General features: G+C 71.7%; 21 protein-coding genes. 18 read left to right on the top strand and 3 right to left on the bottom strand.

Features of this window, described 5'->3' with window-relative positions; translation table 11 throughout:
* The first annotated feature begins 10 nt into the window (after nt 1-10).
* From nuoL to D5H75_RS35320, 4 genes are read left to right on the top strand one after another with little or no spacing between them, the layout of a single operon-like run.
* Nucleotides 11-1,873: an NADH-quinone oxidoreductase subunit L gene (gene nuoL, locus D5H75_RS35335; RefSeq protein WP_119931061.1), complete on the top strand. Its 1,863-nt coding sequence runs from the start codon at nt 11-13 to the stop codon at nt 1,871-1,873.
* Entirely contained in the window at nt 1,873-3,441 is a 1,569-nt protein-coding gene (locus D5H75_RS35330; RefSeq protein ID WP_119930955.1) for an NADH-quinone oxidoreductase subunit M, read from the top strand. The genes nuoL and D5H75_RS35330 overlap by 1 nt, the downstream gene beginning before the upstream one ends.
* Complete coding sequence (gene nuoN, locus D5H75_RS35325; RefSeq protein ID WP_277949997.1) at nt 3,438-5,006, top strand: NADH-quinone oxidoreductase subunit NuoN; 1,569 nt, start codon at nt 3,438-3,440, stop codon at nt 5,004-5,006. The genes D5H75_RS35330 and nuoN overlap by 4 nt, the downstream gene beginning before the upstream one ends.
* Before the next feature lie 22 nt (nt 5,007-5,028).
* Nucleotides 5,029-6,030 carry a polyprenyl synthetase family protein gene (locus tag D5H75_RS35320; protein ID WP_422674076.1) on the top strand — a complete coding sequence of 334 codons (1,002 nt, stop codon included), beginning with the start codon at nt 5,029-5,031 and terminating at the stop codon, nt 6,028-6,030.
* An 80-nt stretch (nt 6,031-6,110) separates the two neighbouring features.
* On the opposite strand, the gene rarD is transcribed toward D5H75_RS35320, so the two are convergent.
* Nucleotides 6,111-7,034, bottom strand: a complete 924-nt coding sequence (gene rarD / locus D5H75_RS35315; protein WP_119930954.1) for an EamA family transporter RarD — start codon at nt 7,032-7,034, stop codon at nt 6,111-6,113.
* Nucleotides 7,035-7,245: 211 nt separating this feature from the next.
* Here rarD and msrA point away from each other — a divergent pair, with 211 nt between their 5' ends.
* The 3 genes from msrA to D5H75_RS35300 all read left to right on the top strand — a co-directional run bounded on the left by msrA (nt 7,246) and on the right by D5H75_RS35300 (nt 9,108).
* A complete protein-coding gene (gene msrA, locus D5H75_RS35310; RefSeq protein WP_119930953.1) occupies nt 7,246-7,905 on the top strand; it encodes a peptide-methionine (S)-S-oxide reductase MsrA in 660 nt (219 codons plus the stop codon).
* A gap of 41 nt (nt 7,906-7,946) precedes the next feature.
* Entirely contained in the window at nt 7,947-8,390 is a 444-nt protein-coding gene (locus tag D5H75_RS35305) for a TetR/AcrR family transcriptional regulator (RefSeq protein WP_202638814.1), read from the top strand.
* A gap of 100 nt (nt 8,391-8,490) precedes the next feature.
* Nucleotides 8,491-9,108 (top strand): DUF1707 SHOCT-like domain-containing protein, encoded by a 618-nt coding sequence (locus tag D5H75_RS35300; protein ID WP_119930952.1) that lies wholly within the window; start codon nt 8,491-8,493, stop codon nt 9,106-9,108.
* 172 nt (nt 9,109-9,280) lie between these two features.
* Here the strand turns inward: D5H75_RS35300 and D5H75_RS35295 are convergent, their stop codons facing one another.
* Nucleotides 9,281-9,628, bottom strand: a complete 348-nt coding sequence (locus tag D5H75_RS35295) for an MmcQ/YjbR family DNA-binding protein (protein ID WP_119930951.1) — start codon at nt 9,626-9,628, stop codon at nt 9,281-9,283.
* 156 nt (nt 9,629-9,784) lie between these two features.
* Here D5H75_RS35295 and D5H75_RS42255 point away from each other — a divergent pair, with 156 nt between their 5' ends.
* Entirely contained in the window at nt 9,785-10,072 is a 288-nt protein-coding gene (locus D5H75_RS42255) for an SWIM zinc finger family protein (RefSeq protein WP_202638813.1), read from the top strand.
* Between the two features lie 64 nt (nt 10,073-10,136).
* Here the strand turns inward: D5H75_RS42255 and D5H75_RS35285 are convergent, their stop codons facing one another.
* Nucleotides 10,137-10,820 carry an HNH endonuclease family protein gene (locus tag D5H75_RS35285; protein WP_242454702.1) on the bottom strand — a complete coding sequence of 228 codons (684 nt, stop codon included), beginning with the start codon at nt 10,818-10,820 and terminating at the stop codon, nt 10,137-10,139.
* A gap of 162 nt (nt 10,821-10,982) precedes the next feature.
* On the opposite strand from D5H75_RS35285, the gene D5H75_RS35280 reads away from it, so the two are divergent.
* The 10 genes from D5H75_RS35280 (at nt 10,983) to D5H75_RS35225 (ending at nt 20,054) form a co-directional block, all read left to right on the top strand.
* The gene (locus tag D5H75_RS35280) at nt 10,983-12,077 is read left to right on the top strand and encodes a DMT family transporter (protein WP_202638812.1); all 1,095 of its coding nucleotides are present in this window, start codon (nt 10,983-10,985) and stop codon (nt 12,075-12,077) included.
* Between the two features lie 20 nt (nt 12,078-12,097).
* Nucleotides 12,098-12,706, top strand: a complete 609-nt coding sequence (locus tag D5H75_RS35275) for a GntR family transcriptional regulator (protein WP_242454701.1) — start codon at nt 12,098-12,100, stop codon at nt 12,704-12,706.
* Between the two features lie 85 nt (nt 12,707-12,791).
* Nucleotides 12,792-13,097 carry an ArsR/SmtB family transcription factor gene (locus tag D5H75_RS35270; protein ID WP_119930947.1) on the top strand — a complete coding sequence of 102 codons (306 nt, stop codon included), beginning with the start codon at nt 12,792-12,794 and terminating at the stop codon, nt 13,095-13,097.
* Nucleotides 13,094-13,876 (top strand): SRPBCC family protein, encoded by a 783-nt coding sequence (locus D5H75_RS44385; protein ID WP_202638811.1) that lies wholly within the window; start codon nt 13,094-13,096, stop codon nt 13,874-13,876. Before D5H75_RS35270 ends, D5H75_RS44385 begins: the two co-directional genes overlap by 4 nt.
* A gap of 318 nt (nt 13,877-14,194) precedes the next feature.
* Entirely contained in the window at nt 14,195-15,244 is a 1,050-nt protein-coding gene (locus tag D5H75_RS44380; RefSeq protein WP_277949996.1) for a hypothetical protein, read from the top strand.
* Between the two features lie 226 nt (nt 15,245-15,470).
* Nucleotides 15,471-16,310, top strand: a complete 840-nt coding sequence (locus D5H75_RS35245) for a hypothetical protein (RefSeq protein WP_147425388.1) — start codon at nt 15,471-15,473, stop codon at nt 16,308-16,310.
* The gene (locus tag D5H75_RS35240; protein ID WP_242454700.1) at nt 16,303-17,025 is read left to right on the top strand and encodes a class F sortase; all 723 of its coding nucleotides are present in this window, start codon (nt 16,303-16,305) and stop codon (nt 17,023-17,025) included. Before D5H75_RS35245 ends, D5H75_RS35240 begins: the two co-directional genes overlap by 8 nt.
* Before the next feature lie 71 nt (nt 17,026-17,096).
* Nucleotides 17,097-18,239, top strand: coding sequence for an acyltransferase family protein (locus tag D5H75_RS35235; protein WP_119930943.1), 1,143 nt, complete (start codon nt 17,097-17,099; stop codon nt 18,237-18,239).
* Nucleotides 18,240-18,261: 22 nt separating this feature from the next.
* Nucleotides 18,262-19,437 (top strand): CynX/NimT family MFS transporter, encoded by a 1,176-nt coding sequence (locus tag D5H75_RS35230; RefSeq protein ID WP_119930942.1) that lies wholly within the window; start codon nt 18,262-18,264, stop codon nt 19,435-19,437.
* Between the two features lie 254 nt (nt 19,438-19,691).
* Nucleotides 19,692-20,054 carry a hypothetical protein gene (locus D5H75_RS35225; protein ID WP_147425387.1) on the top strand — a complete coding sequence of 121 codons (363 nt, stop codon included), beginning with the start codon at nt 19,692-19,694 and terminating at the stop codon, nt 20,052-20,054.
* Nucleotides 20,055-20,442: the final 388 nt, after the last annotated feature.

The raw sequence follows: 20,442 nt of genomic DNA, 5'->3' as shown, positions 1-20,442 counted from the left end.
GTCCTGGCTGATGATCGCGCTCCCGCTGGCCGGGGCCGCGATCCTGCTGGTGGGCGGACGCCGTACGAACTCCTTCGGGCACCTCCTCGGCACGGCGATGTCCCTCGCCTCGTTCGTTGTCGCCGTGCTCGCGTTCTTCGAGCTGCTGGGCCGTACGGCCGAGCAGCGGCGGGTCGGCGTGGAGTTGTTCGACTTCATCCCGGCGGGCCAGCTCGACGTCAAGATGGGCCTGCTGATCGACCCGCTGTCGATCTCGTTCGCGCTGCTGATCACCGGTGTGGGCTCGCTGATCCACATCTACTCGATCGGCTACATGTCGCACGACCCGGACCGGCGGCGCTTCTTCTCCTACCTGAACCTGTTCGTCGCGGCGATGCTGCTGCTGGTGCTGGCCGACAACTACGTGGGCCTGTACATCGGCTGGGAGGGCGTGGGTCTCGCGTCGTACCTGCTGATCGGGTTCTGGCAGTTCAAGCCGAGCGCGGCGGTGGCGGCCAAGAAGGCGTTCATCGTCAACCGCGTCGGCGACTTCGGCCTGGCGATCGGCATCTTCACGCTGTTCGCGACCTTCGGCACCGTGGCGTACGGCCCGATCTTCGAGCACGCCGACAAGGCCTCCACCGGCATCCTCACCGCCGTCGGCCTGCTGCTCCTGCTCGGCGCGTGCGGCAAGTCCGCGCAGCTCCCGCTGCAGTCCTGGCTCCTGGACGCGATGGAGGGCCCGACCCCGGTCTCGGCCCTCATCCACGCCGCGACCATGGTCACCGCCGGCGTCTACCTGATCACCCGGTCCAACCCGATCTTCGACGGGGCGCCGACCGCGCAGCTCGCGGTCGCCATCGTCGGCGCGGCCACGCTGCTGGCCGGTGCGATCATCGGTTGCGCCAAGGACGACATCAAGAAGGCCCTCGCCGGCTCGACGATGTCGCAGATCGGCTACATGATGCTCGCGGCCGGCCTCGGCCCGGCGGGCTACGCCATCGCCATCGCGCACCTGATCACGCACGGCTTCTTCAAGGCCGGCATGTTCCTCGGCGCCGGCTCGGTCATGCACGCCATGAACGACGACGTCAACATGCGCAAGTACGGCGGGCTCCGCAAGGTCATGCCGATCACGTTCATCACGTTCGGCCTCGGCTACCTGGCGATCATCGGCTTCCCCGGCTTCGCCGGCTACTTCACCAAGGACCTCATCATCGAGGCCGCCTTCGGGCAGGAGGGCGTGCGCGGCTACCTGCTCGGCGGCGCGGCGCTCCTCGGCGCGGCGATCACCGCGTTCTACATGTCGCGCCTGATGTTCATGACGTTCTTCGGCGAGAAGCGCTGGGACAAGGACGCCCACCCGCACGAGTCCCCGCCGGTCATGACCTGGCCGCTCATCCTGCTGGCCATCGGCTCGGTCGGCGGCGGCGCGTTCCTCGTCCTGGGCGACCGGTTCATCCACTTCCTGGAGCCCGTCGTCGGCAAGCCGGAGAACCACCACGGCTTCAACCCGGTCGCCCCGGTCGGCCTGATCACCCTGGTGCTCGTCGCCGCCGGCGTCGCGCTCGCCTGGGTCATGTACGGCCGCCGCCCGGTCCCGGTCGAGGCCCCGCGCGGCTCGTTCCTCACCGTCTTCGCCCGCCGCGACCTGTACGGCGACGCGATCAACGAGTCGCTGCTCATGCGGCCCGGCCAGTGGCTCACCCGCTTCGCGGTCTTCTTCGACAACCGCGGCGTGGACGGGCTGGTCAACGGCCTGGCGGCGGGGGTCGGCGGCACGTCCGGCCGGCTTCGGCGGCTCCAGACCGGCTTCGCCCGGTCGTACGCCCTGTCGATGTTCTTCGGCGCGGCCATCGTGGCCGGCGCTCTGCTCCTGGTTGGGAACCTCTGATGCCTTGGCTTCCGATCCTCATAGCGGTCCCCGCGGTGGGCGCGCTCGGCGTCTCGTTGCTGCCCAAGGGCAGTGACAAGCTCGCCAAGCAGCTCACGCTCGCGGTGTCCCTGGTGGTGCTGGCGCTCACGATCGCCATGGCGACCCAGTTCTCCGCCGGGTCGAAGGAGCGCTTCCAGTTCGCCCAGACCTACGACTGGATCCCCGCCTTCGGGGTGCACTTCGGCGTCGGCGTGGACGGCATCGCGCTCGTCCTGATCGCGCTGTCGGTGATCCTGGTCCCGATCGTCGTGCTGGCCTCCTGGCACGACACCGACGCCTCGCCCGACGGGCACGCCGAGGCCCGGCCGAAGCGGTCCACCAAGACCTACTTCGCGCTGATCCTGGCGCTGGAAGCGATGATGATCGGCGTCTTCGCGGCGACCGACGTCTTCCTCTTCTACGTGTTCTTCGAGGCCATGCTGATCCCGATGTACTTCATGATCGGGTCGTACGGCGGGCCGCAGCGCTCCTACGCCGCGGTGAAGTTCCTGCTCTACTCGCTCTTCGGCGGCCTGCTCATGCTGGTCGCGGTCATCGCGACGTACGTCTTCCAGGCCGTGCCGCAGGGCGGGGAGAAGTCGTTCCTGTTCACCGAGCTGATCGGGCGCATCCAGGACCCGGCCACCCAGAAGTGGCTGTTCCTCGGCTTCTTCATCGCCTTCGCGGTCAAGGCCCCGCTGGTGCCGTTCCACACCTGGCTGCCCGACGCGGCCGCGCAGGCCCCGGCCGGCGCCGCCGTACTGCTCGTGGGCGTCCTGGACAAGGTCGGCACCTACGGCATGCTGCGGTTCTGCCTGGAGCTGTTCCCGGACGCGGCCAAGTTCTTCACGCCGCTCGTGCTCGTGCTCTCGGTGGTCGGCATCGTGTACGGCGCGATCGTGGCCATCGGGCAGACCGACATGAAGCGCCTGATCGCCTACACCTCGATCTCGCACTTCGGCTTCATCGCGCTGGGCGTGTTCGCGATGACCTCCGACGGCGGGGCCGGCGCCACGCTGTACATGGTCAACCACGGCTTCTCCACCGGGGCGCTGTTCCTGATCGTGGGCATGCTGATCTGGCGGCGCGGGTCGCAGTTCATCTCCGACTACGGCGGCGTCCAGAAGATCGCCCCGCTGCTCGCGGGCGCGTTCCTGATCGCCGGCCTGTCCGGGCTGGCGCTGCCCGGCCTGTCGAGCTTCGTCTCCGAGTTCCTCGTGCTGATCGGGTCGTACACCGTCTACCCGGTGTACGCGATCATCGCCACGCTCGGCGTCATCCTCGCGGCCATCTACATCCTGTGGATGTACCAGCGCACGATGAACGGCCCCACCGCCGAGAGCGTGAAGGGCATGGCCGACCTGAACATCCGCGAGAAGTGGGTCGTCGCGCCGCTGCTCGTGCTCATCATCGGTCTGGGCTTCTACCCCAAGCCGCTGCTGGACGTCATCAACCCGGCGGTCAAGCAGACCCTCTCGACCGTGGGCGTCTCCGACCCCGCGCCGAAGGTTCCGGCCGCCGCTGAGCAGAAGGGAGCGGGCCAGTGAGCACCCTGCTGGCCGCGCCGCCGGGGACGATCCCGGCGCCGACGATCGAGTACACCCAGCTCGCGCCGATGATGCTGGTCTTCGGCGCGGCGATCGTCGGCGTGCTCGTGGAGGCGTTCGCGCCGCGCCACCTGCGCTCCGCCGTACACGTGCCGCTGACCCTGCTGTCGCTGGCCGGCGCCTTCGCGCTGACGATCCTGCTGGCCGTGGACGGCACGCGGAACGTCGCGGCGATGGGCGCGGTGGCGGTGGACGGGCCGTCGCTGTTCATCCACGGCACGATCCTGGTGCTGGCGTTCGTCAGCGTGCTGCTGTTCAACGAGCGGCTGCAGTTCGTCTCGCAGGCCGCGAGCGTGCCGGGCTCCACCGAGGAGGAGGACTCGCTCGAGGAGGGCGCGGTCCAGACCGAGGTGTACCCGCTGGCGCTGTTCGCGATCGGCGGCATGCTGCTGTTCTCGGCGGCGAACGACCTGCTGGCCATGTTCGTCGGCCTGGAGGTCATGTCGCTGCCGCTGTACCTGCTGTGCGGCCTGGCCCGCCGCCGCCGTCTCCTGTCCCAGGAGGCTGCGGTCAAGTACTTCCTGCTGGGCGCCTTCTCCTCGGCGTTCTTCCTGTACGGCATGGCGCTGATCTACGGCTTCGCCGGCTCGGTCGACCTGGCCAAGATCAACGACGCGCTGGGCAGCGCCTCCGGCCGCGACACCCTGCTCTACGTCGGCGCCGCGCTGCTCGGCGTGGGCCTGCTGTTCAAGATCGGCGCCGCGCCGTTCCAGGCCTGGAAGCCCGACGTGTACCAGGGCGCCCCGACCCCCATCACCGCGCTCATGGCCTCCGGCACCCTCGTGGCGGCCTTCGGCGCCGTGCTGCGGGTGTTCTGGGTGGCGCTGGGCAACCTCGACTGGGACTGGCGCCCGGTCATGTGGGGCGTGGCCATCCTCACGATGGTCGTCGGCGCGATCCTGGCGATCACGCAGACCGACATCAAGCGCATGCTCGCCTACTCCTCGATCGCGCACGCGGGCTTCCTGCTCACCGGCGTGATCGCCACCGGCGGCCCGGCGCAGAACGAGGAGGCGCTCTCGGGCATCCTCTTCTACCTCGTGGCGTACGGTTTCACCACCGTGGGCGCGTTCGCCGTCGTCACGATGGTGCGCGACGCGGGCGGCGAGGCCGGGCACCTGTCCCGCTGGGCCGGGCTGGGCAAGCGTTCGCCGCTGCTGGCCGGGGTGTTCGCGTTCTTCCTGCTGGCGTTCGCCGGCATCCCGCTGACCTCGGGCTTCTTCGGGAAGTACGCGGTGTTCGCCGCGGCCGTCTCCGGAGGAGCGACGCCGCTGGTCATCGTGGGCGTCGTGAGCTCGGCGATCGCCGCGTTCTTCTACGTCCGCGTGATCGTGCTGATGTTCTTCAGCGACCCCGCGCCCGACGGCCCGACCGTGGACGTCTCCAGTATGGGGACCGCGGCTGTGGTCGCCGTGGCGGCTGCGGCTACCGTAGTGCTCGGAGTGCTGCCGCAGCCGGTGCTCGATCTCGCGGACGCGGCGGCGCACTCGCTGTTCGTCCGCTGAGTACCGCTATGGAGAGACCCGAATGATGGCTGCCCCGCCGCTGCTGGACCTGCCGCTCGTCGACGAGCGACTGGCCGCCGACATCAGCTCGGGTCTACGGGCCGTGGAGAGCCTTCTCCGCACCCATGTCGAGAGCGAGGACGGCTTCGTCACCGAGGCGTCCCGCCACCTCATCGAGGCGGGCGGCAAGCGGTTCCGGGCCACCCTGGTGCTGCTCGCCGCCCAGTTCGGCGACCCGGCCGCGCCCGGGGTCATCCCGGGCGCCGTCGTGGTCGAGCTGACCCACCTGGCCACGCTCTACCACGACGACGTCATGGACGAGGCCCCCGTACGGCGGGGCTCGCCGAGCGCGAACGCCCGGTGGAACAACACCGTCGCCATCCTCACCGGCGACTACCTCTTCGCCCGCGCCTCCGAGCTGCTCGCGGGCCTGGGCGAGGAGGCCATCCGGATCCAGGCGCAGACGTTCTCCCGCCTGGTGCGCGGCCAGATCCGCGAGACCGTCGGCCCGGCCGAGGGCGAGGACCCGATCCAGCACTACCTGGACGTCATGTCCGACAAGACCGGGTCGCTGATCGCCACCTCCGGGCAGTTCGGCGCGATGCTCGCCGGCGCCCCCGAGGACCTGGTCTGGACGATCACCCGCGCCTGCGAGGCCATCGGGGTCGCCTTCCAGCTCTCCGACGACATCCTGGACATCGCCTCCGACACCGACGAGTCCGGCAAGACCCCCGGCACGGACCTGCGCGAGGGCATCGTCACCCTCCCGGTCCTGCAGGTCCTGTCCTCCACGGACCCGGCCGACGCCCGGCTCCGCGACCTGGTCACCAGCGACCTGACGCACCACGACCGGCACGCCGAGGCCCTGGCCCTCCTCCGCGAGAACCCCGCCATGGCCCGCGCCCGCGCCGAACTCCAGCGCTGGGCCGACCGCGCCCGCGAGGACATCCTCACCCTCCCCGACATCCCCGCCCGGGCCGCCTTCGAGTCCCTCTGCGACTACGTGGTCAAGCGCACCGGCTGACGGCCGCGCGCTGCTCAGGCCGTACGGCTGGACGCGGAACCCCCGGTGCCTCGCGCGCCGGGGGTTCGCTCGTTCCCGGGTCAGACGAGTTCGGGTTCCTTGGCGGGGGTCGCGCGGCGGGCCTGGTGGGTGCGGCGGGCGGTGCGGAGGCCGTCCCAGGTGAAGATCGCCAGGGCGAGCCAGACGATGGCGAAGCCGATCCAGCGGGAGGGCGGCATGCTCTCGTGCGCGACGACGATGCCGAGGAGGAACTGGAGCGTCGGGGCGATGTACTGGAGCAGGCCGATCGTGGTCATCGGGACCCGGATCGCGGCGGCGGAGAAGAGCATGAGCGGGACCGCGGTGATCGCGCCGGAGCCGATGAGCAGCGCCAGGTGCGCCGGGCCCGCGTCGCCGAAGGTGCCGGAGCCGCCGGCCTCCAGGGTGAAGATGTAGGCGGCGGCGGGGACGAGCAGGACCAGCGTCTCGATGGCCAGGCTCTCGGCCGCGCCGACGTTCGCGAACTTCTTGATCAGGCCGTACGTCCCGAAGCTGCTGGCGAGCACGAGCGCCATCCACGGCAGCCGCCCGTAGTCCAGCGTGAGCACCACGACGGCGAGCGCGCCCATGCCGACGGCCACCCACTGCCACACCCGCAGCCGCTCCCGGAACACCAGCACCCCGAACAGGACGCTGACCAGGGGGTTGATGAAGTACCCCAGCGAGCCCTCGACCACGTGCCCGGTGTTGACCGCGAAGATGTAGGTCACCCAGTTGACCGAGATCGTGACCGCGGCGAGGGCGAGCAGCCCCAGCTTCCGCGGCTGCCGGACGAGCTCCTTGAACCAGCTCCAGTGCCGTCGTACGGCGAGCACCACGACCACCGCGAGCAGCGACCACACGATCCGGTGCGCGATGATCTCCACCGGCCCGGACGGCTTCAGCAGCGGCCAGTACAGCGGGAACAGTCCCCACATCCCGTACGCCGCGACCCCGTAGAGCACACCACGCCGAAGCTCGTTCATCGCGTACTCCTGGGGGCGGGAGGAGATGGGTTCATAGGATCAATTCTGCCGGGATCGACCCTTTAACACAAATAAGAACCGCTATGCCGCTTCGTTTAGAAACGCTGAACAATGGGCGTCCGCCAGGTGGCGGCCGAGCGGGCGCGGCGCGAGGGCGTCGGGGGGTCCGCTCGCGGCTTCTGGCAGAGTGGAGGTGGAGGTGTTATCGCGTATGCGCTGGTTCGGACCCGACAAGACCCAGATGATCGACCCTTCGGAGGCGCTGCCCGGCCGCGAGCAGCGGATCCCCGTTCCCGCCCGCCACGCGGTCCTCGACGCCCCCCTGGCCCCGCCGTACCCACCGGGCACCGAGATCGCCGAGTTCGCGCTCGGCTGCTTCTGGGGAGCGGAGCGCAAGTTCTGGGAGACCCCGGGCGTGGTCTCCACCGCGGTCGGCTACGAGGGCGGTTACACCCCCAACCCGACCTACGAGGAGGTCTGCTCCGGCCGCACCGGCCACACCGAGACCGTCCGCGTGGTCTACGACCCCGCCCGCGTCTCCTACGAGACCCTCCTCAAGGTCTTCTGGGAATCCCACGACCCCACCCAGGGCATGCGCCAGGGCAACGACGTGGGCACCCAGTACCGCTCCGCGATCTTCTACCGCACCCCCGGGCAACGCGAGGCCGCCGAGGAATCCAAGGCCGCCTACCAGCAGGCCCTGAAGTCCGCCGGCCACGGCGAGATAACCACCGAGATCGCCCCCGCCCCCGACTTCTACTTCGCCGAGGACTACCACCAGCAATACCTCTTCAAAAACCCCGGCGGCTACTGCGGCATAGGCGGCACCGGCGTCACCTGCCCCACCGGTTTGGGCCCTGCCGAAGCCTAGAACGCGACCACCCCACCCACCCCGCCGGGGTCGGTGTCGGCATGGTGTACCGGCGGTTCGGCGACCGGGCGGGCCTGGCGCACGCCCTCCTCGACGAACGGGAGCGGGAGTTCCAGCAGGCCTACCTGTTCGGGCCGCCGCCGCTGGGACCCGGCGCGCCCGCTCGTGAACGGTCGCGGGCGTTTCTCGGCGCGCCGGCCGACCGTACCGAGGCACAGATCGAGCTGCTGCTGTTCGCCGAGAGCGCCGCGCCGTTCGCGAGGTATGCCAGTGGCGCGTACGGCCTCTACCGCTCCCACGTGGCGGCCCTGGTCGCCGAGCGCGACCCGGGCGCGGACGCGGTACCTGCGGACGCGTTGCTCGCGCCCCTTGACGCCCGGCTCTATGCCTGCCGGCGCCGGGAGGGGATGGAGGCCTCCCGGGTCAGGGGTGGGCTCTACTCCTTCGTGGGGCTCGCCTTCGGCGGGGGCGGCGAGGGGGTGTGACGCTCGCCGGGGCGCGCGTCGTCTGAGCCGGGTGGGAGTCTGGGGGAGAAGTCGCGCTATATCTCGAATTGTGGAGGGTGGGGGCGTTACGCTGTGGGGCGTGGAGAACGTGCCTGAGCGGGTTGGGGTGGACGCGCATCTGCGGGCCTCGGATGAGGATCGGGAGCGGGTCGTCCAGGTGCTGGGGGACGCGCTGACCGCCGGGCGGCTGAGCGCGGACGAGCACTCGGAGCGGTTGGACGCGGTGTACGCCGCCAAGACGCTGGGGGAACTGGAACCGATCACCTACGACCTGCCGGCCACGTCGGCGCCCGGGTACATCCCGTCCGCGCGCGCGTCCACGGTCGCGATGGACACGGTGGGGGCCTCCGCCGAGTCGGACAACCTGGTGGCGATCTTCAGCGGGTCCGTCAGGAAGGGGCGGTGGCGGGTCCGGTCCCGGATCAACGCGACCGCGATCTTCGGGGGCGTCGAGGTGGACATGACCGACGCCGTGTTCGAGGCGCCGGTGATCGAGGTCAAGGTGTTCGCCATGTTCGGCGGCATGGAGATCCGGGTTCCCGAGGGCGTCGAGGTCCGCAACCGGGGCGTGGGGATCTTCGGCGGGTTCGACATCGAGGACTCCGGCGTCCACCAGCCGGGCGCCCCGGTCGTCGTCATCAAGGGTCTCGCCCTCTTCGGCGGCGTCGGCGCGAGGGCCCGCAAGCGCCGCGCCTGACCACCCCGCGACCGGCCGACCGGCCGGCCCACCCGTGACCCCGCCCCGCCGGCATGCCGTACGGCTGCCGCGGCTCGTTGCCGTACGGCTGCCGCGGCGCCCCGCATGCCGTACGGCGGCGCGCGCCCGGGCCGGGAGGGGCAGGCCGTACGGCGGGCTGAGGGTGTATGGGCTAGGAGTGGGCGGCGTCGTAGGCCGTGACCAGGCGCTTGGGGGCCTTCAGGCGCCAGGCGTCGGTGATGAGCTCGCGGAGCTCCGAGGGGTCCACGGCGGACAGCCGGACGCGCATCCAGTTGTAGTTGGTGTCGTGACCCTCGCGGTAGAAGAACTTGGCGGGGTCCGAGGCGCAGAGCGCGGCGCGGTCCTCCTTGGACACCGCGACGCCGATGGTCTCCTCGTCGTCGGCGACGGAGACGAAGATCTTCTCGCGCACCCGGAAGCAGGGCATGCCCCACGCGGGACGCTCCGTCACCTCCGGTAGTGACATGGCCATCTCGCGCACGGTCTGTATCGGGACCATAGGGCAATTGTGCGCCGGATGATCGGCATGCGCACGGTGTACGCGCCTGGGACCGAACCGAAGCGGAAAGTTCAAGTAACCGTCAATTGAAACCACTCCGGGGCGGGAATCGTCCTTATTGACGTGCGACCAGACCTCACGCGCGGGGAGACATCTATGCCAACGGTCGCGGATCTCGTCTCCGAGGAGACCCTGTGGGAACTGGCCGAGGAACGGGCCTATCACGAGGGGTACGGCCTGGCCCCGGTCGTGCAACTCATCCGCTTCGCTCCTCTGGTCGTGACCGCGGAGATCGGCACCTCCGCCCTCTACGTCGAACTCACCGTGACCGGCGGGGAGCTCCGCTGGTTCTGCACCTGCCCCGCCGGCCGGGCGGGGCTGTTCTGTTCCCACTGCGTCGCGACCGCGCTGATCGCGTGCCGGAGAGCGCCGGCGACGTCCTGATCCCGTGGCCGGAGGGCGCCTGGGCCGGATCCTCGGCCCGGACGCCCGCCGGTGAAAACGCCCGCTACTTGCAGGTGTCGAGCATCTGGCCCAGCGCCGCCTGGTCCGCCCGGGTGATCGGCAGCTTGTACTCCGCGGCCACCCCGACGTACCGGATCGCGTAGGCGCACTGGTACGCCTTCCGGGGCCGCCACGCCTCGGGGCCGCTGTCCCCCTTGGCCTGGTTCGTCGGCCCGTCCACCGCGAGCAGGTTGTCCGGGTCGTTGGCGAACCGCTCCCGCTTGTCCTCCTGCCAGCCCTTCGCGCCCATCTTCCAGGAGAGCGACAGCGGGTAGACGTGGTCGATCTGCACCGCCTGCGCGTCGGACTTGGTGAACTTGATCGTCTTGCCGGTGTACGGGTCGTTGAGCGTGCCGGAGATCACCACGCACTTGCCCCGCTTCTTCTCGTCCACCAGGTCGCGGGCGAGGATGTCGTTGCGGGTGTCGCAGCCGTTCCGGTCCACGTCCTTCCAGCGCGCGCCGTACTTGTCCCGGTCGTACCCCGAGGACGGCCCCTTCGGGGCGATCGCGAGCGCCTTGAGCTGTTTGCGGGCCTTGGCCGCGTCGCCGCTCTTCGGGGCCTCGCTCTCCGCGATCGGACGCCGTCCCCCGTCGTCGTCCGACGTGCTGCTCAGAACCCCTGAACAGCCTCCGGTCGCGAGGACCGCCGCGGCGGCCGCCGCCCCGATCCATATCTTCGACTTCAAGAATCCACCTTCCCCCGTCGTCATTGCCGTGAATCTACCTCGCCTTTGGTATGCCCTCATTTCGGTCATGGATTGGAAAAGCCCAGGCAAAGGGACGGCAAGGTAGCCCGCACGTGAACCTACCCCTTGCGACTTCTTGTCTGGTTGTCAGACAATCTCTCCATGAGGTCCTCACATGGCTACGCCTGGGTGGTCGCCGCCGCCGTCTGCTGGGGTATGGCGGGCACGGCCGGCGCCTTCGCGCCCGCCGCGGCCGGTTCCGTCTCGCTGGCCGCGGCCCGGCTCGTCATCGGCGGTCTCGTGCTGGGCCTCGTGGCCGCCAGGGGGCTGCCGGCCGCGCTCCGGAGTTCGCCGCGCCTGCTCCTCGCCGGGGCGGCGGCCGTCGCGGTCTACCAGCTCCTGTTCTTCGCCGCGGTCCACAACGCGGGCGTCGCCGTCGCCACCGTCGTCGCGATCGGCAGCGGCCCGGTCTTCACCGGCCTGCTGTCCTGGGCCCTGGACCGGCGTTCCCCCGGGGGCCGCTGGGCCGTGGCCACCCTCGCCGCCGTCATCGGCTGCGCCGCGCTGGTCGGCGGCGGGGGCGCCGGGCCGGGCACGTCCGCCCTGGGCGTCGGCCTGGCCCTGATCGGCGGGCTCGTCTACGCCTTCTACGCCGTCGTCGCCGCCCGCGTCATCGGGCAGGGCGTCCCGTCGGACACCGTCATGGGCGTCCTGTTCGGCGGCGCCGGGGTCCTCATGCTCCCGGTGCTCCTCGTGACCGGCCCCGGCTGGCTGGCCTCACCGGCGGGCCTGGCCGTCGCCGTCTTCCTCGGCTGCGTCACCACCGCGCTCGCCTACCTGCTGTACGGCAGGGGCCTGCGCACCACGCCGGTCGCCCACGCCGCGACCCTCGCCCTGGCCGAGCCCGCCGTCGCCACCCTCCTCGGCGTCGTCGTGCTCCACGAACGCCTCTCCGCCGCCTCCTGGCTCGGCCTCGCCCTGGTCGGCTCCGCCCTCGTCGTCCTGGCCCTGGGCGGCGGCCGTACGGCGGACGCGCCCCCGGCCCCCGGCCCCGGCGCGACCGATGGACCCGGCACGGCGGGCGAACCCGGCACGACCGATGGACCCGGCACGACCGGTGGACCCGGCACGACCGGTGGACCCGGCGCGGCGGGCGGATCCGGCGCGAGCCGTACGGGAGGCGGGGAGGTCGCGGCGGGGGCGGGCCGCGCGCCCGCCGGACCGCGCGGCCGGGGGCCGGAAGCTGAGAAGATCTGAGGGTGCCGCCCCTGCGCCCCGTGTCCGCCGTCGAAGCCCTCGCCGCCGCCCTGCGCGAGCGCATCCTGTCCGGCGAGATCGTCCCCGGGGCGCCGCTCCCCGAGCAGGATCTGGCCGCCGCGTACGGCGTGGCCAGGCCGACCGTCCGCGAGGCGATCGCCACCCTCGTCCACGAGGGCATCCTGCGGCGTGAGCGCAACCGCAGCGCGTACGTCCCCGAGGTCACCGCCGAGGACCTCGCCGACCTGCTGTACGCCCGGCGGCCCCTGGACCACGCGGTGGCCGCGGCGCTGTCCGGCCGGAGGGTCCCCGAGGCGGACGCCGCCCTGGACCGCATCGCCGCGCTGCCCGCCGGAGCCCCCTGGTCCGAGATCGTCCGGGAGCACGACCTCCTCCACGACGCCCTGGTGGCGGCCGTCGGCAGCCCGCGCCTGGTACGGCTGTACGCCGCGCTGGCCGCCGAGACCCGCCTCGGCGTGGCCCAGCTCCAGGCGTCCTATCCCGACCGGGACGTGCTCGTGACCCAGCACCGCGCCCTGCTCGACGGGATCGCCTCGGGTGATCCGGACGCGGTGCGCCAGGCCGTGGACGCCCACATCGAGCTGGGCTGGCACGACCTCCTGCCCTGACGGGGGCCGGTCCCGCCACGCCCCGCCGCGACACGCCCACGTACATGCCCTGGCGCGTATATAACCATCGGCGTATATTCGACCCATGCGCTTCGACGTCCTGGCGGAACCCGCGCGGCGGCGGATCCTCGATCTCCTGCTCGAACGGCCGCGGGCGGTCGGCGAGCTCACCGAGCTGCTCGGCCTCAGCCAGCCGGGAACCTCCAAGCACCTGCGCGTGCTGCGCGACGCGGGGCTGGTCGCCGTGCGGAAGGACGCCCAGCGCCGCTGGTACGAGCTGCGCCCCGAACCGCTCGCGGAGATCGACGCGTGGCTCACGCCGTACCGGAGACTCTGGTCCCGCCGGCTCGACGCGCTCGAACGGCATCTCGACACCATGGAGGACACGTGAACGAGGGCCTCACCCCCAACCCCGGCGGCGGCGCCACCCTGCGCATGGAGCGCCGCCTCCCGCACCCCCCGGCCAAGGTGTGGCGGGCGATCACCGAGCCCGAGCACATCGTCGCCTGGTTCCCCACCTCGATGACCATCTCCGGCGACCGCGTGTCGTACGGCTTCGGCCCCGACGGCGTGGTCACCGAGCTCGACCCGCCGCGCGTCTTCGCCCACACCTGGGGCGACGACCACCTGCGCTGGGAGATCGTCCCCGAGGGCGACGGCTGCGTCCTCGTCCTCACCCACACCTTCCTCGACCGCCCCGGCGCGGCCAGCTTCGCCGCGGGCTGGCACACCTGCGTCGCCGCCCTCCTGGCGCACCTCGACGGCCGCCCCTTCACCCCGCCCGCCGACTCCGCGCGCCTGCACGAGGACTACGTCGCCATCCTCGGCCTCGTCACCGCGACCGCCGACGAGAACGGCGTCCGCGTCGAACGCCAGCTCACCCGCCCGGCCGAGGAGGTCTGGCGCCGCCTCGACGGTGACCGCGCCACCGTCGACGCGCCCCCGCCCGCCCCCTTCACCGCCCCCGGCGTCGAGCCCGGCCCGGTGACCCGCGCGGAGGCCGGCAAGCTCCTCGAATACCAGACCCCCGGAGGCCCGGTCCGCTGGGAGCTGACCGAGGGCACCGGCCACGGCGCCCGCCTCACCATCACCCACCCCGACCCCGACACCCTCACCGCCTGGCGCGCCCAAGCCGAATCCCTGGCCGCCTCCCTGCTTTCCACCTCCTGAGGCCCGGCCCGCGCACGGTCCCCGGGGTCGCGTGATCTCGCGATTCCGCGCCCCCGCCCGCGTACGGCCGCCTGGCTTTGTGCCTTGGAGGGCATGGCCGTACGGCCGGCGCGCGGCTCGGCGCCGCGGGGCGGGGTGATCTGGGGGAACTCCGGGGAGCGGGCCGAGGGATGACCGGAGGGGAGTGGGGGAGCGGCGGGAAAGCCGGTGCGGATGGGGAGAATGCGCCTTTTCAGGGTCTGGCTTCTGCTGATATATACGCGAGAGGTCGATCTCTGCTGATGGGTGGGACTAGTGCGCGTTCGAGGTGCCCTGCCGATGGTCGCGGCTCTGGTCTGTGTGGGCGGGACCGCGCTGGTCGGGGTGGGCGCGATGGCGGCGAGCGCGGGTGCGGGCACCACCGCGGCCGCCGCTCTCCGGCCGCCGCCCGGGCTTCCCGGCACGATCGATCCCGCCGACCCCGACGCCACCGAGGAGCCCGAGCCGAACCCGACGGTCACGGTGACCGTCACGCCGACTCCCTCGCCGACGCCCACACCCACGCCGACCCCGACGCCGACCCCGACCCCCACGCCGACCCCCACGCCCACGCCGGCCCCCACGCCGACCGTGTCCGTGAGCGCGGCGGCGCCCCCGGTGCAGATCAACCCGCCGGACCGGCCGATCCAGCCGGCCGAGACGCCGGTGGCGCAGCAGCCGGAGACGGCGCCCCTCCCGTTCGCCTCCGACCCCCAGCAGGTGCAGGTTCCCGAGGTCGGGCCCGAGGTGCGCGCGACGCCCGTCGCGGACACCAAGCTGGCGCAGAGCCTCCTGCTGGACAAGGACAACCTGACCCGGGCGGCGAGCGCCTCCGCGCTGGCCCTGGCGCTGCTGGTGATCTACTGCATCCTCGTGATGGAGGCGAAGCTGCGCCGGGCGGCGGCGGGCCGCATGCTCGCCATCGCCGGGGGCGGCCCCGACGCGGGCGTGGCCGCCGAGACCCCGGTCCCGCCGTCCGGATGGCCGCCGCAGCCGCAGGCGCACGGCTGGGTGGGCGTGCCGGTCCAGGTGGGGCAGGTGCACGTCACGGCGTCGCCGTACGTCGTGCCCGGCCAGTACGTCCAGGGGCCGGTCGTCCCCGGGCAGTACGTCGCCGGGCAGGTCCCCGCGCAGTACGTCGCGGGCGGCTACGTGACGCAGTATCCGTACGCCGTCCAGCCGCAGGCCGCGCAGCCGTACCAGGTGCAGGTGTACGCCGATCCCCAGCAGACGTACGTGGTGCATCCCGATCCGGCGCAGCCGTACGTGATCGCGCAGGACCCGGCGCAGGCGTACGGCGCCCAGCAGGACCCGGCGCGGCCGTACCCCGGCGAACAGGGGCGGCGGTAGATGCGTCCCGTCCCGGCCGCGCGCCTCCTGGCATCCCGCGCCTGTCAGGAGTCGCGTGACCGGGACGGGGTTTGGTAGGTATTTGCGGGGAAAAGGGAGGACTTCGGTCACCACCCTTTGGGTAACAGGTGGGACGATTGTTACGATCACGGGCATTTGATCTTGTCCCCGGAGTATGGTGGCGACCGAGGAGCTTCGAATCCACGGCACGGTAGGAGGGCGTCCGGTGACGGCGATTCGAGCGGCCATCCTCGCGGGAACCCTGGCGGCTGCGGCGGTGGGCACGGGTACGGCTCTCGCCGCCGCCTCGGCGGGTAAGACGAGCGCGGTCTCCGCCCCGGTCAGCTACACGTGCAGTTCCTCGGCGGGCACGGCACTGCCGACCGCCTCCCTGAACGTCACGATCGACGCGCCGGTCACCGCGGCCGTGGGCAGCTCGGTCGCGGTCACCTGGAAGATGACCGGGCCCTCCGGGATCACCTCGCCGACCAGGCTCAACGCCGGCGACGTGAAGATCAGCGGCACGATCAAGGTCACCGGTTCCACGTCCCAGGACGTGCCGATGACCCAGGACCCGGCGGCGCAGGGCGCGGCCGTGGAGGCGGGCCAACCGATCACCCTGCCCGCGATGAAGGGCAATTTCTCGCCCCAGACCGCCGGGCAGTACCCCCTGGCCCCGGGCGACTTCGTGGTCACCCTGACCGTCTCGGGCGCCCCGCAGACGATCACCTGCAAGCCGAGCGGCACCGTCCAGCCCCTCGTCACCGTGGACGCGAGCGGCACCGGCACCGGCACGGGGACCGGCACCCCGACCAACGGCTCCACGAACGGCACGACCACCACCCCGACCACCGACGTGCCCACGCCCACCCCCACGCCGAGCGACACCCAGACCGAGGAGTCGCAGGTCAAGGTCAGCCCGAGCGGGCCGGCCCCGGCGGGCGGCGGCGGCCTGTCCGACCAGTTCCCGCTGACCGCGCTCATGGTCGTGTGGGGAGTGGCGATGGTGATGGCCGTCGCGGCGCTGGGCGTCTGGTGGTGGGCGCGGCGCGACGCCGATGCCTGAGCGGCGCGCACTGCCGTACCTCATGCTCGCCTGTGCCTTCCTGGCGACGGGCGGCACGCTCGGGGCGCTCGTCTACGCGCCGGAGAAGGCCGGGGGCAGCGTCTCGGTGTACGCCGGGACGGGTGACGCGGCGGGTTCCGGCCGCGGCGGCTTCTCGGTCAGCCGCGGGGACGCGCAGCCGGGGACCCCGCCGGGGGCGCGGCCGATGGCACGCTCCAAGCCGGTCAGCGTGAAGATCGCCAAGATCGGGGTGGGGGCGCCGGTCGATCCGGTCGGGATCAACGCCAACGGCATCATCGAGGCCCCGCCCATCGAGAACCCCAACCTCATCGGCTGGTACAAGCACGGCCCCACGCCGGGCGAGAAGGGCCCGGCGATCATCCTCGGGCACGTGGACACCTACACCGGGCCCGCCGTGTTCGCCGAGCTGGCGACGCTGAAGAAGGGCGACCGGATCGAGGTGAGCCGGGCCGACGGCAGCGTCGCGGTGTTCGCGGTCGAGCGGGTCGAGCACGTGAGCAAGAAGCGGTTCCCCACGGCGTCGGTGTACGGCAACCTCGACCACGCCGGGCTGCGGCTGATCACCTGCGGCGGCACCTTCGACCGGGAGGCGCGCAGCTACACGGAGAACGCGATCGTCTACGCGCGTCTCGTCGCCTCACGGCCCGGCCGCGACGCCTCAGCCCTGACTATGAGCTTCCTGAAAGATCGCTGAGTCTCCCGAAAATCGGAGAGTCGGCGCGATAAGTTCCCAAACCTCCCTAGCAGTCGGCATCCGTGGAACACATGTCTCAGATCACGCAGGCTCCGGACCAGCCCCGGGAGACCCCCGGCCGGTCCGGGGAGCCGCGTCCGGAGTCGCGTCCGGAGTCGCCGCCGCCGGCCCCCGGCCGGGCCGGCGAGGCCCCGGGACGCCCCGCGCCGGCGCCCCGCAAGACGCGCGACCCCCTCCTCGACAACGTCAAGTTCCTGGCGATCATCCTGGTGGTGGCCGGGCACCTGATCGAGGACCTGCGGGACCAGCCCGTCGCGCGGGCGATCTACCTGTTCATCTACTCGTTCCACATGCCGGTGTTCATCATCGTCGCCGGTTACCTGTCGCGCGGCTGGAGCTTCTCCGGCGGCAAGGCCCGGAAACTGATCACGAACATCGCGGTGCCGTACGCGATCTTCGAGACCGCGTACTCGGTGTTCAGCCGGGTCGTCGGCGGGGCCAACACCAAGATCACCCTGCTCGACCCGCACTTCCTCACCTGGTTCCTGATCTCGCTGTTCGCCTGGCGGCTGTCCACCCCCGTGTGGCAGCAACTGCGCTGGCCGCTGCCCATCGCCGTGATCATCGCGATCCTGTCCGGCATGAACGAGCTGGCGCGCGAGCTCGACATGAACCGCATCCTGGGCCTGCTCCCGTTCTACGTGCTCGGCCTGACGCTGCGGCGCGAGCACTTCGAGCTGCTCAAACGCCCGATCGCGCGCATCGCCGGCTGGGTGGTGCTGGCCGGGGCCTTCGGCGCGGTGGCGCTGTTCCACAAACGCCTGGACGGCGAGTGGGTCTACTGGCGGCACGGCAACGCGCACCTGGACGTGTCCGACCTCAAGGGCAGCGCCATCCGCCTGGCGCTGTACGTCGGCGCGACCGTGCTCGCCGCGGCCTTCATCGCCGTCGTCCCCCGGCGGCAGACGTGGTTCACCCCGCTCGGCGCGGCCACCCTGTACGCCTACCTGCTGCACGGCTTCCTGATGAAGTTCCTGGAGTACCGCGACTGGACCCAGGCGGCGATGCTGGACACGGTGCCCGGCGTGCTCGCGATGATGGTCGTCGGCTTCATCGTCTCCACGGTGCTGTGCACGGAACCGGTCCGGAAGCTGTTCGGCTGGGCCGTCGAGCCCAAGATGCGGTGGGCGTTCACCAGGCTGCGGCGCTACTGAGCCCGCCCGCTACCGTGGCCCCATGAAGATCGCGGACGAGTCCGCCTCGGGGTTGCGCCGCGCGCTGCTGATCGGCGCTTTCGTGATCGCCGCGCTGAACCTGCGGCCCGCGCTGGCCGGGGTGTCCCCGCTGCTCGGCGACATCATGGCCGACCTGGGCCTGTCCGCGGCGGCGGGCGGCGCGATCACCACGGTCATGGTCGTCTGCCTCGGCGTGCTCGCCCCGGTCGCCCCCGTGCTCGCCCGCCGCTGGGGTCTCGACCGCACGCTCCTCGCCGGCCTGCTCATCCTGGCCGCAGGCGTGATCGTCCGCAGCCTCGACGGCGTCCTCTTCCTGTACGGCGGGGCCGCCCTCGCCGGGACCGCGATCGCGATCATGAACGTGGTGATGCCGGGCATCGTCAAGCAGCACTTCCCCGACCGCGTCGGCGTGCTCACCGGCGTCTACGTGTCCGCCCTGGTCATGGGCGCGGCCACCGCGTCCGGTCTCACCGTCCCGCTCCAGGACGCGCTCGGGTACGGCTGGCGCCCCGCCGCCGCGGCCGTCGCGATCCCGGCCCTGGTCGCCGCCGTCCTCTGGCTGCCGCAGGCCGCACGGCACGGCCCCGCCGGCGGGGGGAACGGGCGCAAGCCGTACGGCGAGCTGCTGCGCAGGCCGATGACCTGGTACGTCACGGCGTTCATGGGACTGCAGTCGCTGACGTTCTACGTGCTGCTGGCCTGGCTCCCCACGATCTTCAAGGACGCGGGGGTCGCGCCGGACCAGGCGGGTTATCTCCTGGGGCTCACCAACCTCGTGCAGGTCGCGGCGACGCTCACGGTGCCGGGGCACGCGGGGCGCTCGCGGACGCAGGTTCCGCACGTCGTCCTCGCCGCGGTGCTCACACTCGCGGGATACCTCGGCGTGCTGCTCGCGCCCGCGACGCTCCCGTGGCTGTGGATGGTGGCGCTGGGGTTGGGCCAGGGGGCCTCGATCGCGCTGGCGCTGCTGCTCATCGCGTTGCGGGCGCCCGACCCCGCGGCGGTGACGTCGTTGTCGGCGCTGGCGCAGTCCTGCGGATACGTGGTCGCGGCCGCCGGGCCGTTCCTGTTCGGGGCACTGCGGGAGGCGTCCGGTGGGTGGACGCTGCCGCTGGCCTGCGGGATCGGGGCGGTGCTGCTGCAACTGGCCGCGGGCGTCCGGGCCGCCAGGCCCTGACCCGTCGCGGGTCCGCCGCCGCCACGCGGGTCATGCGGCCGTCCGCCGTCGCGCGCGTCCTGCCGTACGGCGGGCTGGGTGACGTGGGGCCGGCCGGCATGGGCGCGGGTTGCCGGGGGCGCGGCCGCCGGAGCTGCGTTGCCGGATGCGCGTCGCCGGACGCGCGGCTTGACGTGGGCGGCAACCGGAGGGCAAGCGGGTGGTAAGTCGCGGCGGTTAGCGTCGGGGCGAATCGATGAGGTGCACCACTCAGGATGGCGAGACCGATGATGAGCCGCTCCGAGATCGACCTGATCCGCGTCCGGGCCGCCGCCGTCGACACTTCGGGCGCCGACGTGGCCGCGCTGCTGGACGACGTCGCCGCCCTGGTCGGCGAGCTGGAGGCCGCGCGCCTGCGCGAATGCACGATGCGGGCCAACTACCTCGCCCTGCTCACCGCGGCGCGGGCGACCGCGGCCGCCGAGATGCGCGGGGAGCCCGTGCCGATGACGTTCCTGACCCACGAACTGGCGCGGCACGGCCAGCTTCCGCGCGACGGGGAGGACGCGCGCCGCGTGCTCGCGGACGCGCGTACGGCATCCGCCCTGGTCGAGTGCGCGATGGCGCATTCCGGTTGAACGCCGGCGGGCCGCATTCGGGACGTTTCCCCGGCATCCGGGCGTCACTTTCCGGGTGCCGGGGATTCACTTCCGCTCGCAGCACTCCCTGATCGCTGCTACTGTTTCTTCCGCAGGCAGGACGGCGAGTGCGAGCCGGAAGGCGAACACTCTGGGACACGAAGCCTGGGGCCTCAAGGGGTTCCGGGTGTGTTACGCTGTCTGCACCCCACTGACTGATCGCCTCCTACGAGGCCGGTTTGACTGGCCGACTGGGAGTGGTAAGTTAGAGGGGTTGCCCCAAAAGGGGTTACCGGCTAGTCCGAACCGGTCAGGTTGACAGGAAGCGGACGAACCGGTAAGATTGGGAGGCGCCCTCTGCGGGTTGATCCGGGTGGCCGGATGCGGT

The sequence above is a fragment of the Bailinhaonella thermotolerans genome, assembly GCF_003594875.1.
Classification (GTDB): domain Bacteria; phylum Actinomycetota; class Actinomycetes; order Streptosporangiales; family Streptosporangiaceae; genus Bailinhaonella; species Bailinhaonella thermotolerans.
The sequence above is the reverse complement of the archived record's forward strand: the minus strand, read 5'-3'. Positions and strand labels throughout refer to the sequence as shown.

Bases quoted from the DNA above. Each gene is read 5' to 3' on its own strand.
- D5H75_RS42255 (WP_202638813.1), top strand. From the start codon at position 9,785: ATGCCAACGGTCGCGGATCTCGTCTCCGAGGAGACCCTGTGGGAACTG.
- D5H75_RS35270 (WP_119930947.1), top strand. From the start codon at position 12,792: ATGCGCTTCGACGTCCTGGCGGAACCCGCGCGGCGGCGGATCCTCGAT.
- rarD (WP_119930954.1), bottom strand. From the start codon at position 7,034: ATGAACGAGCTTCGGCGTGGTGTGCTCTACGGGGTCGCGGCGTACGGG.
- D5H75_RS35320 (WP_422674076.1), top strand. From the start codon at position 5,029: ATGATGGCTGCCCCGCCGCTGCTGGACCTGCCGCTCGTCGACGAGCGA.
- D5H75_RS35305 (WP_202638814.1), top strand. From the start codon at position 7,947: ATGGTGTACCGGCGGTTCGGCGACCGGGCGGGCCTGGCGCACGCCCTC.
- D5H75_RS35235 (WP_119930943.1), top strand. From the start codon at position 17,097: ATGTCTCAGATCACGCAGGCTCCGGACCAGCCCCGGGAGACCCCCGGC.
- D5H75_RS35330 (WP_119930955.1), top strand. From the start codon at position 1,873: ATGCCTTGGCTTCCGATCCTCATAGCGGTCCCCGCGGTGGGCGCGCTC.
- D5H75_RS44380 (WP_277949996.1), top strand. From the start codon at position 14,195: ATGGTCGCGGCTCTGGTCTGTGTGGGCGGGACCGCGCTGGTCGGGGTG.
- D5H75_RS35230 (WP_119930942.1), top strand. From the start codon at position 18,262: ATGAAGATCGCGGACGAGTCCGCCTCGGGGTTGCGCCGCGCGCTGCTG.
- D5H75_RS35295 (WP_119930951.1), bottom strand. From the start codon at position 9,628: ATGGTCCCGATACAGACCGTGCGCGAGATGGCCATGTCACTACCGGAG.
- nuoL (WP_119931061.1), top strand. From the start codon at position 11: ATGATCGCGCTCCCGCTGGCCGGGGCCGCGATCCTGCTGGTGGGCGGA.
- D5H75_RS35225 (WP_147425387.1), top strand. From the start codon at position 19,692: ATGGCGAGACCGATGATGAGCCGCTCCGAGATCGACCTGATCCGCGTC.
- D5H75_RS35240 (WP_242454700.1), top strand. From the start codon at position 16,303: ATGCCTGAGCGGCGCGCACTGCCGTACCTCATGCTCGCCTGTGCCTTC.
- msrA (WP_119930953.1), top strand. From the start codon at position 7,246: ATGCGCTGGTTCGGACCCGACAAGACCCAGATGATCGACCCTTCGGAG.
- D5H75_RS35280 (WP_202638812.1), top strand. From the start codon at position 10,983: ATGAGGTCCTCACATGGCTACGCCTGGGTGGTCGCCGCCGCCGTCTGC.